The sequence below is a fragment of the Vogesella indigofera genome, from assembly GCF_003633895.1.
Classification (GTDB): Bacteria; Pseudomonadota; Gammaproteobacteria; order Burkholderiales; family Chromobacteriaceae; genus Vogesella; species Vogesella indigofera.
Window position 1 is genome coordinate 21,114 of sequence record NZ_RBID01000020.1, and the last position, 12,618, is coordinate 33,731.

The window sequence follows — 12,618 nt, forward strand, 5'->3', positions numbered from 1 at the left end:
ATCACTAACCATTGATCAAAGGCCAGGCTTCAAACACAGCCGTCCCTCTGACAAACTCCGACAACCAATCCAGATCTGGCAAGCTTCTATTCTTCAGACCGCACTCCCAAATTTCCAGAACTCGCCATCCGGACTTCAACAACGCGTCCTTTGCCTGTTCGTCGCGTATCTTGTTGACGCGAAATTTTTCCTGCCAAAACTCTGTTCGCGTTGCAGGCATAGTCGCAAACCGGCAGCCAAGATGCTGATGCCAAAAGCAGCCATGGACAAAAATACATAATCTGTACTTGGGCAAAACAATATCAGGACAGCCCGGCAATGCAGACACATGCAATCGAAAGCGAAAACCTTTCGAATGCAGATAACGTCTGATGCAGATTTCAGGCTTGGTATCTTTTGCCCGAATACCAGACATCATTCGCGAACGCGTCTGCTGATCAACTATATCCAATTGTTTCTTTCCGCTTCAGTAGCTTCCTGGTATCCTGGCATTTTGTTTTCGCCCTGACTTTACTCATATGAAACCGGCTGTAGCACCCATTCCTATCATCGACCTTTTTGCTGGCCCTGGCGGTCTTGGTGAAGGATTTTCCTCATTAGAGGATGGTACGTCATTTCAGATCGCGGTCTCAGCAGAACGTGACCCTATCGCCCATCAGACCCTTCGCCTGCGTGCTTTCTATCGCCTGCTGAGAAACAATCGGCCTGATTGCCTAGATGATTACTATCGTTACTGCAATGGGCTCGCACAATCGCCTTTCGGCGAAAAAATTCGTGACTTGTGGCAGCAGGCAAACGAAGAGGCACTTTGCCTGGAAATCGGCAGCAAAGAGGGTAATGCACGTCTAGATGCTGCCATTCAGGCAGCACTCGGGAGTACAACTGAGCAACCTTGGGTCCTGATTGGCGGCCCACCTTGCCAAGCCTATTCACTGGTTGGTCGATCCCGCAATATGGGGAAGGCCGATTACAAGGCAGAAGAAGACAGTCGTCATTTTCTTTACAAGGAATACCTGCGGATCATCCAGCAGTATCAGCCGCACATTTTTGTTATGGAAAATGTAAAAGGTATTCTTTCCTCCAAGGTCAACGGTGGTCAGATCTTTCACCAGATACTCAAAGATCTGGCGAACCCCGACAAGGCACTCAAGCAGCCTGAAACTGGCCACAAGTACCGGATTGTCTCGATCGTTGATGATCTCACCTTCCAAGATGGGGATGACCCTGCATTGCTTGATGCCCGCAAGTTTGTGATACGCGCAGAAGAGTACGGCATTCCGCAAGCCAGACACCGCGTTATTCTGATTGGTATCCGTGATGATATCTCATGCAAAAAGCTGCCAAAGCTGCAAGCTGCAGACCCTTTGAATGTTTCTGACGTTATTGGCGGCCTGCCCAAATTGCGAAGCCAGCTCAGCAAGCAAAAAGATTCTGCCGATGCGTGGACTCACATGGTAGCCCAACAACTCAGAAAACTCGCTGTATCGGCAGCAGGCAAACCACACAGCACAGCCTTCAGGCTGGCGAGCAAGCTCAGTGATACCGCCAACCAGCTTGGCGCACACCGCTCTTTTGGTGCAAACCAGTTAGCCAAAACCGAAAGCAATGAGGTTGGCGCAACCGGCAATCCCAGACTGGATGAATGGCTGTTGGACAAGCAGCTGACGGTCTGGCTGAACCACGAAGCGCGCGGTCACCGAATTGATGATCTCGGCCGATACGGCTACGCAGCCATCTTTGCTGAGAAACTTGGCAGATCACCAAAGGGACATGAAGAGTTTGATCTGCCTGAATTGACGCCAGATCACAAAAATTGGGAGAGCGGAAACTTTTCAGATCGGTTCCGGGTACAGACGGCTAAAGGTCCATCAACAACTATCACCAGTCATATCTCAAAAGATGGGCATTACTTTATTCACCCGGATCCTCTGCAATGCCGCAGCCTGACTGTACGCGAGGCAGCACGCCTGCAGACCTTCCCTGATAACTACTTTTTTCAGGGCGGACGCACGCAACAGTATCACCAAGTCGGGAATGCTGTGCCGCCACTTCTAGCAAAGCAGATAGCTCAAGTCGTTGCAGTTATCTTGGCATAAATAGCGAATTCTCACCTTGCCTAGGATGTCACCATGCTTGCATAGGTAACGTTGAAAATTATCTTTGCTACAGAATAATTTTTGAATATTTATGGAATATTTATGGAATGTTTATGGGATATTTATGGAATAATCATACTGCCAAATGAATACTTGCTAGGTGTCAAAATGGAAGAGAAACGTGAAAAGTTTGTTCGACTAGCGGAACAGCGAGTGAATCGTGCGCTGAACGATCTCCGTCTGATCGGCAATCTGTCGAACCGGAACGCTTATAGTTTCACTGATGAAGACGTGAAAAAGATCTTCAGAACGCTACAGAAAGAGCTTGACCAGGCCAAGGCGCGCTTCTCCGATGCTGACGGGATGTCTGCTGGGGATTTCAAGCTGTGACAGGAACCAACTTCTCAGGGACGAGTAAGTGAACAATCCAGATTTGGAATTTCCGGCGAACAATGCTGGTGAGCGAGATGGCCTTGGCGATGCCGGCATCGAAACCTTCCGTGATGCACCCTATGCAAGTTGCGCTCGTGAAGCTGGGCAGAACTCGCGCGATGCTGCAGCAGGGCAAAACAATCCAGTCAAAATGAGCTTTGACCTACTAGAAGTGAATCGCGCCCAGATTCCAGGAGTAGAGCGCCTAGAGGAAACCCTCAGCCTGTGCCTGGAGCAGGCTCATGATGACAAGGAAAGTGAGTTTTTCAAAAACGCTCTCTCTATCATTCAACGGCCTCAGATACCCGTACTACGCATTGCCGATTACAACACTACCGGGCTGGCGGGGCCACCGGATAAGTTAGGGACACCATTCAACTCTCTCCTCAAGGCTCGCGGAGTAAGTAGCAAGGAGAGCTCTACCTCTGGCGGCTCATTCGGCATCGGCAAGAACGCCTCCGTCGCGGTATCTGAACTCCAGACAGTTTTTTATTCAACTCGTTATGTAGATCCAGAGAGTAACCAAGATTGTTTTGCCGCTCAGGGTAAGGTGATACTCGTTTCCCATGATGGGAAAGATAGTCAACCACGCAGAGCCACCGGATACTGGGGGCACCCTGATGGGTTCCGCGCGGTAACAGATGAGAATCTAGTCCCCGACTGGATGAGACGTACCGATATTGGTACATCTATCTTCAGCATTGGCTTTCGCGGACATAGCAGCAACTGGGAAGAGCTGATGGTCTGCTCTCTAGTTGCCAACTTCTTTGCCGCTATTCAGCAGGGGCAGATGGAGTTCACGGTTGGGAAACACACTATCAATACAAACACCCTAGAATCTCTTCTCACATCTGATGAACTGCTTGCTGCTGCTGAAGGTACAGCGCTTCGAGAAGAACTTGAATTTGCACGTTACCTGCATCGTTGCCAAGTTTCCGCGCTCTCCGCCGAAGAGCTGATCGAGATTCCGTCTATTGGAAAAGTTCGGGTACGTATCCTTTCGGACAAAGACTTGCCGCGTCGTGTGGGCTTCATACGTAACGGAATGCTCATCACTGACAACCTCGGCTACTTCGGCCATAAGTTCGCCCGCTTTCCCCGTGCACGTGACTTCATCTGCCTAGTTGAGCCTGCAGATGACGATGCGAGCCGCCTAATGAAGAGCCTAGAAAACCCTCAACACAGGGATTTTTCTGCGGACCGCATTCCTGACCCTGAAAAGCGTCAGACTGCAACCAAAGCGATGCAGAATCTCGGAGTCCGAATCAGATCCTTGATAAACAGCAAAGCCGGTGTAGAGCTCGCTGACTCGGTGGTTGTGGAGGAGTTGGCTCATCTCTTCGGAGAGGGAGCAACTAATAACGCCAACAACCCTAGTTCTGAAAAGACCCCAGAGAAATACACTTACAGTGCGGTACGGCAGGTACCAAAGCGTACAGCCCCCCAAAACTCAATTGGTGCGGAAGAGGGACGATCAGGCGCTCATCAACCCGGAAATGATTCCAGTGCCATAGACTCAGGCAACAACAACAATGGCAAAAGAGATGGTAACGGCCAGACCGGATCATCTGATCGTCGCAAGCACGTTTACCTGAAAGACGTACGCAATAAAGTCTTGGCTGATGGCACATCAGAATATGGCAAGAGGGAGTTGTATTTCACCTCAGAAACCTCAGGTCAGGTCGAGCTAGGTGTTCAAGCATTGGGGGTCAATAATCCTGAACCTCTGGTGATTAAAGATGCCTATCCTCATAAGCCTAAAAATGGAGTCGTGCTTCTTAGTGTGGAAGCCGGGAAGCGCCAAAAACTCACGATTCAACTGGATGAGCCCTATGAAGGGCCGATTGAGGTCATCGCTGTGCAAGTTGAAGCTGCGGGGGGTACGCAATGAGGCTGTCTGACGAAACCCGTTATCCGCATCCGGTACTCGGACCACTAACCAATGACTACACAGTGGGTGAGTTCAGCGTTTCGTTTTCGGTCAGTGAGAACGTCGGGACAAGTGCATTGACGCTCATCCACGAAATCACCCTCACGGAGCCCTCTTTACTTGAGCTTGTCAAGTCAGGCAAAGCTACTGTTGGTTGTATAGTCGTGTGCAGAGATACCTATTACAACCAGCTTCACAAGCTCAGTTTCGAGAATGGGTCAACGGATTTCCAAGCTGGAAGCCTCCTCAATCGTGTGACCCTGCGCCCGGTGATCTGGTTAAATGACGAAAAGGCTGAGCTGACTTCGGAGTTCATTCACCCTGAATTCGGTTCATCCATTACCGTTACACAAGGCGACATTATTGCCATTGATATGGAGTACGTAATTACCGTCGGAAAGGCGAAGCTCGCTACGATGGAAAGTATCTTCGAGCTGACCAAGGTCCCTAACATGGAAGAGGGCAAAGTTGAGATTGATCTCGAATGTGAGCGTATTGCCATACTTCTTGGGCCAAAGACATTCGAAGCAATCAACCTGCTCCGAGGGCAGAGCATGCATCAGTCGGTAATGCTGAGCGCAGTTTATCTCCCGGCAGTAATGGAGGTATTGGATCAGCTGCGCAGCAATGCTGGCACCTATGCCGACCGGCGCTGGTACACACCATTTATCGCCAAGTGTGATCTGAAAGGTATCACCCTGAACGAAAATACCCCTTTACTTCAAGGGGGGCAGGCACTTCTGAATAACCCAGTAGCCAAGTTGGAACAACTGATGGAAGGAGACTCCAAAAATGGCGACTGAATCTTTCAAGTATCTGTCGGAAGCACGTCTAGCTCAGTTGCTGCGAGACGTCTCTGAAAATCGGGAGCGATATAGATCGGGGGATTTCATCGATCTTGCCAAAGAAAATGGCTGGGGAATCGAAAGCTCACTGATGAAGATAAATTCGGCAGCTCTCTCTGATCTTGATGGTACTAGCCAGACTGCCGAGGCCGATGCCAAGAATTCGTTGATCGTCTACCAAGCACTGCAGGGAATGACCCCTGCTCTTGCCATGGAGGAATGTGTCTGGACTCGTCTTACGCACACTGAGTGCATTGAATACACCCGCGCTCGCTGGTTCTCCAAAAGCTCATCTTACGATAATGAGAAATTCGACAAGCATGTTCTGCTACATTTCTTTGCTCGTGGATTGACTGGCGCTCGCGACGACAATGCCATTGCTCGCCTTTGGTGGAACATGCACATCGCGACCATGCTTTCGCCATCGTCCCCCAAAGATGCCCTAGATTGTATCCTCAAGACAGCTGATATTCGATCAAACCTAGTAGAACGATCTTGGACCGGGGCAAGAGTGCCTCTTTCTCGTGCGATTGTGGAGAAGATGAAGAAGGAAGCATGGTTAACCGCAAATGAAGACAACTTTCGTAGATTCATGAAGATTCTTAACCGAGTTGGCGGCGGGATTCTTCTTGAGGCTTTTCCTAATGAAAAGAGAGAGGATGCGGTTAATAAAATTATGGAGTACTGCCTGCTCAAGGCAAAAGAAACATGACCTGCGATTAGTATTACATAGCAAATGGCCCCCAATCGTGGAGGCCATTTGCTTATCTGAGCACTGATAGAAGAATCCCAAAAATCTAGAAAAGTGGGAAATACCTAGATATTCGTGGGATCCTGTGCCTTCGCATTATTGCTGCCAGCTGATACTCATGAAATCAGGCACTTGCGCGATAATTTAGCGAGGTTTCTACCATGGATTTCGCATAATTCATGCTCGTATGGTTCAAGTTTCGCCGAGTTCGTGCACAGCTGTTTTCGCATCACTTTTCCCTTGCATCGTTCAGCTGGCGGGGGCTGACGTGGGTATGACACGTAGTGCGGACGTTCCTGGATGGATTGGCGTGTCGGCTGACTGGTCGCTGACATGACGGACGTTTTTCCGCTACTCTTGGTTTGTTGCACGTCCCATAACTCAGCAATCGGAGCTGCGCCATCGTGTGCAACACCTCCATAGCAAAAAGCCCGCGTAAGCGGGCTTTTGCGTTATTGGCTGTGCCATCGCCGGATCTCTTCTCGGCGGTAGAAGTACTTGCGGCAGCCATCGACTTTGGGGCCTGTCACGGGGTAGATGGGCTTCAGCTCATCCAGCAAATCCCTTGGACGTCGCCTTTGCTGCTGCGCTAGCCAACTCAGCGAGACGTAGCTGGATTTGAAGCGTTCCAGCTCCTCCCTCGCAACCCGTCGGGCTGCTCCGATGCGTTGACTGGGGCTGACTGTTCGTAGCAGCCCCTTTTTCACCAGTTGGAAGACCACCTCATCCTTCTCTCCCAACAAGCGAGCGGCCTCTTCTATCGCCAGTTCATCCAGCTCTTTCGTTCGATACTGCAGCAGCCAGTCTGTCACTTCGGCCCTGTCCAGTAGCAACTTCCCGAAAGGCATGTCAGGTACACCATAAAGGTGTACTTGGTGATTTTGAAGCTGAGTGAAGAAGGCTTGAACCTCTTGGTCTGACAGTTTGTGAAACCGCAAGAAGTGGTAAGCAGTGAGCGGTTTGCCTGGAGGAGTCGCATCGATAATCAGGAAGCGGGCCATAAACGCGGTAATGTCACTCTGGCTGAAATGCCACCGTCGATCAGGCGACTCTTTCGCACATCGGTTTGCCTGAAGGATGTTGCTCTTCCACAGTTGCCTTACACGCTCTTGGTGAAGACCCAGCAGCTTGGCACTTTCCTTCAAGTCATGGCCAGTGTGTTCATCTAGCTGACAGCGATCCACCAGTGCTGCGAAGTCGGCAGTAAATGGCTTGTTGTGGTCTGTACCAGCAAATTGCACATCAAACGCATTCGGCATGTTCAGCACCAGCCGTACTGCCCTGCGAGAGTACTTTTCCATGATGGCCCGCTTATTTAGCCGGGGATGGCTCTCGATAATATGCGGTGGCAGCCTGCGGTTTTTCTCGTTGAGACTGCCTTTCCAGTTGCGGTGGATATAGCGCTCGGTTGCGGTACGTAGTGGTTCGAAGATCGGTGCACTGCAGTAGATGTAAGCTATCCGCATCCAGCAGCCCATCACTCGCTGTAAGCTGAAATCATTCGGTGCGCGTTCGTAAAGCAGATCAAGGCAGTGGTACAGATTTCTGGGCCAATCATTCAGAAGTTCGATGGCAGCTTCAAATACGAGCCGACCTACCGATCCATTCAGCATGTAATGGCTGGAGGGTGCATTTCTGGTGGTTTCTAGCCAGAATCTGCCCAGCTTGGTGATCAGGTGGCATACCTGCATGGGTTCGGGATAATGGGTCACGATAGGGAGCACATCGCTATGCCACGGTAGGCCGACGCATGATCCATCAATCAGCTTGCCAAGGGAGGCGGCAACGGTATCGCAAGACTCACCGACCTCTGGCAACGTGCCCAGCCATGAGCAGTCGCGTGTCGTCTCCAACGATTCAGCAGCGACAAGCCAGCAATGATGCTGATGGCAAGTCCAGTTCAGGCGAAGTCCCCAGCTCGACCTGACCCATGGGTCGGCCTTCCAGCATTCGGGGCAAACCTTGTAGTCGGTGATAGCGACCTGATGTGACGCATTGCCGTAGCTCTCGGTGGAAAGAGAAAAGCCTGTCGGTGGCATACCTCGCAGTCGGAAGCGTTCCGTCGTATTGATGGCCTGGGCGAGTCCGAAGTTACTGTTGCCATGTACGGTCTTGATGTATGCCGTCAGCCCGCTGACTGTGTGGAAACCATTGATGAACGCCAGCCGTTCGAGATACCCGAAGCAGTGCTCGTGATGTCGAGGTTTGGGACGGATGGGCAACATCATGCCGCCCTCCTGCGTTGTACCTTCGGTGCCATATTGGCTTGGGCAAATGGCTCTCCGACCAGCTTCAATTCTCGCCCGCAGAATGACATGGAGAACGGGTTCAGCTCGGCGTTGGCATCTGGCCAGACTTGTTCGGTAAAGGCCCGCTGCAGGACTTCATAGCCAACAGTTTGCCGGCATTCCTGCTGGGCGAGGCGCAGCGCACCAATCGCCAGAATCTTGAGGTAGCCGATTCGCATGTTGCTGGCAAAAGCCAGGCGTCTGGCCAGGTCTGCCCAGCTATCGACAGACAGTGTGACCTGCTGATAATCCAGCATGCCTTTGAACAACTCCAGGCAGATGCGCTCCTTGCTGTAACCGGCGTGTTCGGTGATTTCCAGACGTGACGATTGCAGAAAACGCCGGCGCAGTTGTTCATTGATACCGAGCAACCCAGCCGTGTGCGGAAGGCCGAACAAAACGAAGGGAACGCCGCTGGCGTCGATCAGGCTTTTGAGCCAGTCGGCTACCTGATACTGCGTGCGCTCTGTCCCCTTTTCCAAGATGTGCTGTACCTCGTCGATGATGATCATCTGCACCTGGCAGTTCTTGATCAGCCGAACAATCTGAGTGGTACTGCGGGTGTTGTTTTCGGCCTTCTTTTGCAGGCCCATCGCATTCAGCATCGCTTCGGCCATCGCCCCGATGGTGGCGCTGGCCGGCACACTGAGCGACAACACGGGGAAAGTAGTGGCCTCCGGTGTATCGACGGGTAGATAACTATCGGCAAACAGCCTGGCGAGGGTGGTTTTACCGGTGCCACTTTCGCCAGTCACCAGCAAGTGTCGGGCGATGCCTGTTTGCTGATATAGCGTGAGGTTTTCCTGGATTTTTTGTTTGGCCTGCAAGAATGCCGGGAAGTCCTGATACACACTGGCCAATATGGCTTCTGGTGCAATCTTTGTCATACATGTGCCTCCTGGCACTGTGGGCCATGTACCGGGAACAGCCCGATGGGGCTGCCCATGAACTCTTCCTCCAAATCATCGATGGGTGACAGATGAGCGTGGGGCGGACTACCCGTTGGCTGGCACGGGGTGGCGGTGGCATCAATCGTGAACTCGCGTTCCGGCGTGCTGCTGGTTTTGCCCTTGAGGTGGGCGGCCTTATGGCGATTGCGCTGCTTTTTACTTTCCTGCAGCGTATCAATCGAATCTGAGAATGCGATCTTGTTGGTCATCAGCACTTCGCGATCCTCTGGGGATTGGGCGGCTGCATGTACCCTGGCGATGATGTGCTTGTGCTGCAGCTCCGTCAGGCCTTTGGCATAGCGTTGATCAACGGCCGGAATGGTCAGCGGATCCTGGCTGTTGGGTAGCCAGACTTCGATACTGCCCAGGTCTTCGGGGTTGTAGCAGATGCGATACTTGATACCAAAGCCAAACTGCCGCAACGCCTGCTCCAGTACGGGGCTGGAGTAGCGGATATGGTTAATTTCAAAGCCTTCACGTCGAAGCATGCGCTCGATGACTTTACCAATCCGGCGATTCAATACGCTCATATCCGCCGGTAAACGGGGTTTGTGTCTGAGTAGCCCTTCTTGCCATCTGGCCCATGGCGTTGCGTGGGTATCGCTGTGGACGGTATGGGCATAGATGTCCAATAGCCACTTCTCAAAAGCATGCTTGAACTCCCCCAACGTCAGCAGGGCATGTTCTTCTGGCTTGTATTCACCGCGTTCCATGTAGTACGCCATCGACGTACCAGGCAGTTTGTGGACAAAGCTGTAGTTCACCGTCTTGATCAGCCGTTCAATCGTGCCCTTCAGCCACGGCTCCCTGACCCTGCAGAACACCAGGTTAAAACCCAGATCCAGCGCAATGGACGCCAAGGCAAGGCTGTGAAATTCCGGCCCGTTGTCTGTCACCAGATTGTAGAAAAGCCCATAGCATGGCCAATGGTTTTGTACGATCAAGCCCGGAATCACGGCCTTGGCGGGCTCTTTCGGCAGGATGGCGTGGCGCAGCGCCCCCATGACTGCTTGGGTCGAGCCACCTCCGAAACTGATGTAGTAGCCGAGAGGCATGCGGCTGTAGCAATCCACGACGAGGGTAAGCGTGGCTTTGCCCAGTACCATCCCGGTTTCATCGCAAACCAGAAAGATATCCAGTTGGGTATGGTCGATCTCTACCCGTTCCAGAATGTTGGAAACCAGAATCTGTTTCCTGACTAGCCGGTATTTGCGCTTGGCGACGTTCTTGCCATTCTCATAGCTATACGTCAGAAAGCCTTCAAGTTGATCGTACTTGCGGTACAGCGTCGAGATATGGGGCGGTTTGAGCTGTTTGTCAGTCGGGCGAGTCAGGTTGGCCAGGCGGATTTTCTTGTGCAGCCGTTCTTCAATGTCTGACATCGTGGCGCATGGACTACGCTCGAATACCTCTTCAACGGCCGAGAGAAACATGTGGGTGATCTCTTCCCCAATCCTCGGCTTGTGTGGCCCTCGCCGATGGAATTGCGGTATCAGTACACGGTAGTCGCCACCGGCATTGATCAGCTTGCGGTGCCACCGGAATACCGTACTGGGATGAGGAGGTTCAGGGTCGTTGCACGATTTACCGGCCTGTTGAATCTGCAATTGAATGGTACTGCGAGAGCAGAACTCCTCCAGATTGCCCAGATAGTCCAGGTAGAACTTGCATCTGAGAACCGCTTTCAGTTGCTTCTCAGGGAGATCTTCAAGGGGACGTGTCCAGTCAGGCTGCGGCACTGGATAGGATGTCACTGACGGCAGAAAGGACAGCTCTTGCCGGCGATAGCTGTTGAGCAAATCCGCCATCTGATGCAGCGAGAATGCCCCCGTTGCATTGTCGGTCAGTACGATCTGTTCGTGGGCACTGATCTGATTAATCGTGAACGCCGCCCCTTTCAGGGCGATGGCTTGGCCTACTTTCCAGGTATAGCTATGCATCTTCTCGCCCCTCTTGTTCTGTCCAGAAGAGGGTCTGGCTGATATCCAGCTGCCCCAGCCGTGACTGCATTTCGCTGGTGCCGTATGCGATCAGCGTTTCGTAGCTCAGTGGTTCCGACGCATCAAGGGCATGCAGGTAGCCTGCCAGCATCAAATATTCGGCATTGATGCGTTGCCCTGTCAGGTGGATGTTCGCGGTAGCGATAGAACACGGCAGGTATCGGGCTAACTTGCCCAAGGCCATGCGTGCCTCCTGCTTTCCTGGCTGCACATAGCTGGCGTTCTGGAATAGCCAGCGTAACTGTGCCAGGCAAGGCTGCTGACGGATGAACTTGTCTGTCAGCACAACGAACGGTTGGTGGTGTCGGCGGTAGTACTCATTCAGGCAGGCCAGACGGTGCTTGGTATCCGTTTCCAGGGTTTTGGCGAAGGGTTTGACTTCGATGCAGACCGATACCCCGCTAGTCAGGGTGGCGACGATATCTGGGGTATAGCGCCGCATCCTGCTGCCGTTGGGGTAGTAAATCTGTTGGCACTGTTCGCGGTACTCCACCACGTCAGGCGAAGCTTCCAGCCAATGAAAAGCATCAAACTCCAGCAGGCCTTCGGAATGCACCATGCGGCCGTTTTTCAGACTGCAAAACGCCGCGCACATATTGGTATAGGTATGCCGCAGCACTTCGCGGTCACGGGTGTGGAACTGCTGTCCAGGGGTTGCTGCAATGTGGCCAGGTTTGGCTTGCAGTATCGAACTCATGCATTTCTCCAGGGCGCAAGGATTCGCCACCAGCGTGCAGAAAAAAGCGCAGGCTGGTGGTGTGTGGAGGTGTAAAGGGAATAGGAGGGCTTGCGCGCCAGGAGGAAGGCTCAGATACTCAGGTTTCCACACGAGAGTATTTGATACTTCACCTGACGGGCTGCCTCTCCGAGGTAGTCCGTTTTGCTTTTCTACATGCTGTTCTCCTTCAAGGCGGTGCGGTGCTGTTCATCGGCCATCTGCATCACCAGCCGGATCATCGCGATATGTGTCTCCGATAACTGGCCGACTCTCCCCACCAGCTCGTGCAACAAGCCGTACTCCTCTTTGCTGGTTTCCTCTGGCAACTCAAGGTGACGCTGCGAAATCTTTGCCGCGTACTGCAAGGTGGCGGTTTCCTCCGCTGTTAGTTGCAGGGCACGTGCGATCTGGTCGACTCTTTCCGGTGACGGGGCATCTCTGCGCCCTACTTCCAGGGCGCTGATGAAGTTGCTGCCAAGGTGCAGCCTGGCAGCCAGGTCTTTTTGCCGCAGGCTACGGGCACGCCGCAGCTGGAATAGCAGGTCTGAGAACGGAGTCATGGCGATAAATGCAACACTTCAGGCTGCGAAATCCTGAAGAAAATTGTG

The 12,618-nt window shown here is 52.5% G+C and carries 11 protein-coding genes; 5 read left to right on the plus strand and 6 right to left on the minus strand.

The features are described 5' to 3' along the window. Positions 1 to 4: 4 nt before the first annotated feature. Positions 5 to 451 (minus strand): very short patch repair endonuclease, encoded by a 447-nt coding sequence (locus C8E02_RS16450; protein ID WP_120812629.1) that lies wholly within the window; start codon positions 449 to 451, stop codon positions 5 to 7. 67 nt (positions 452 to 518) lie between these two features. Here C8E02_RS16450 and C8E02_RS16455 point away from each other — a divergent pair, with 67 nt between their 5' ends. From C8E02_RS16455 to C8E02_RS16475, 5 genes are all read left to right on the plus strand, one after another. After that, entirely contained in the window at positions 519 to 2,096 is a 1,578-nt protein-coding gene (locus tag C8E02_RS16455; RefSeq protein ID WP_120812632.1) for a DNA cytosine methyltransferase, read from the plus strand. 168 nt (positions 2,097 to 2,264) lie between these two features. Beyond that, positions 2,265 to 2,486, plus strand: a complete 222-nt coding sequence (locus C8E02_RS16460; RefSeq protein ID WP_120812906.1) for a hypothetical protein — start codon at positions 2,265 to 2,267, stop codon at positions 2,484 to 2,486. A 28-nt stretch (positions 2,487 to 2,514) separates the two neighbouring features. Beyond that, positions 2,515 to 4,419 (plus strand): hypothetical protein, encoded by a 1,905-nt coding sequence (locus C8E02_RS16465; protein ID WP_120812635.1) that lies wholly within the window; start codon positions 2,515 to 2,517, stop codon positions 4,417 to 4,419. Further along, positions 4,416 to 5,261: a hypothetical protein gene (locus tag C8E02_RS16470; RefSeq protein WP_147424511.1), complete on the plus strand. Its 846-nt coding sequence runs from the start codon at positions 4,416 to 4,418 to the stop codon at positions 5,259 to 5,261. The genes C8E02_RS16465 and C8E02_RS16470 overlap by 4 nt, the downstream gene beginning before the upstream one ends. Continuing rightward, entirely contained in the window at positions 5,251 to 6,015 is a 765-nt protein-coding gene (locus tag C8E02_RS16475; RefSeq protein WP_147424512.1) for a DUF6339 family protein, read from the plus strand. The genes C8E02_RS16470 and C8E02_RS16475 overlap by 11 nt, the downstream gene beginning before the upstream one ends. A gap of 491 nt (positions 6,016 to 6,506) precedes the next feature. On the opposite strand, the gene C8E02_RS16480 is transcribed toward C8E02_RS16475, so the two are convergent. From C8E02_RS16480 to C8E02_RS16500, 5 genes are all read right to left on the minus strand, one after another. Further along, positions 6,507 to 8,282 (minus strand): TniQ family protein, encoded by a 1,776-nt coding sequence (locus C8E02_RS16480; protein WP_120812643.1) that lies wholly within the window; start codon positions 8,280 to 8,282, stop codon positions 6,507 to 6,509. Beyond that, positions 8,279 to 9,229, minus strand: a complete 951-nt coding sequence (locus tag C8E02_RS16485; RefSeq protein ID WP_120812646.1) for a TniB family NTP-binding protein — start codon at positions 9,227 to 9,229, stop codon at positions 8,279 to 8,281. The genes C8E02_RS16480 and C8E02_RS16485 overlap by 4 nt, the downstream gene beginning before the upstream one ends. Then, entirely contained in the window at positions 9,226 to 11,232 is a 2,007-nt protein-coding gene (locus C8E02_RS16490) for a Mu transposase C-terminal domain-containing protein (protein ID WP_120812650.1), read from the minus strand. Before C8E02_RS16490 ends, C8E02_RS16485 begins: the two co-directional genes overlap by 4 nt. Further along, positions 11,225 to 11,989 (minus strand): TnsA endonuclease N-terminal domain-containing protein, encoded by a 765-nt coding sequence (locus C8E02_RS16495; RefSeq protein ID WP_120812652.1) that lies wholly within the window; start codon positions 11,987 to 11,989, stop codon positions 11,225 to 11,227. Before C8E02_RS16495 ends, C8E02_RS16490 begins: the two co-directional genes overlap by 8 nt. Positions 11,990 to 12,180: 191 nt before the next feature. Continuing rightward, positions 12,181 to 12,570 carry a helix-turn-helix domain-containing protein gene (locus C8E02_RS16500; RefSeq protein WP_120812655.1) on the minus strand — a complete coding sequence of 130 codons (390 nt, stop codon included), beginning with the start codon at positions 12,568 to 12,570 and terminating at the stop codon, positions 12,181 to 12,183. Positions 12,571 to 12,618 lie beyond the last annotated feature (48 nt).

What these genes read in the sequence shown, in the direction of transcription:
- C8E02_RS16495 (WP_120812652.1), bottom strand. Translation starts at nt 11,989, where the DNA reads ATGAGTTCGATACTGCAAGCCAAACCTGGCCACATTGCAGCAACCCCT.
- C8E02_RS16460 (WP_120812906.1), top strand. Translation starts at nt 2,265, where the DNA reads ATGGAAGAGAAACGTGAAAAGTTTGTTCGACTAGCGGAACAGCGAGTG.
- C8E02_RS16470 (WP_147424511.1), top strand. Translation starts at nt 4,416, where the DNA reads ATGAGGCTGTCTGACGAAACCCGTTATCCGCATCCGGTACTCGGACCA.
- C8E02_RS16475 (WP_147424512.1), top strand. Translation starts at nt 5,251, where the DNA reads ATGGCGACTGAATCTTTCAAGTATCTGTCGGAAGCACGTCTAGCTCAG.
- C8E02_RS16480 (WP_120812643.1), bottom strand. Translation starts at nt 8,282, where the DNA reads ATGATGTTGCCCATCCGTCCCAAACCTCGACATCACGAGCACTGCTTC.
- C8E02_RS16455 (WP_120812632.1), top strand. Translation starts at nt 519, where the DNA reads ATGAAACCGGCTGTAGCACCCATTCCTATCATCGACCTTTTTGCTGGC.
- C8E02_RS16490 (WP_120812650.1), bottom strand. Translation starts at nt 11,232, where the DNA reads ATGCATAGCTATACCTGGAAAGTAGGCCAAGCCATCGCCCTGAAAGGG.
- C8E02_RS16485 (WP_120812646.1), bottom strand. Translation starts at nt 9,229, where the DNA reads ATGACAAAGATTGCACCAGAAGCCATATTGGCCAGTGTGTATCAGGAC.
- C8E02_RS16500 (WP_120812655.1), bottom strand. Translation starts at nt 12,570, where the DNA reads ATGACTCCGTTCTCAGACCTGCTATTCCAGCTGCGGCGTGCCCGTAGC.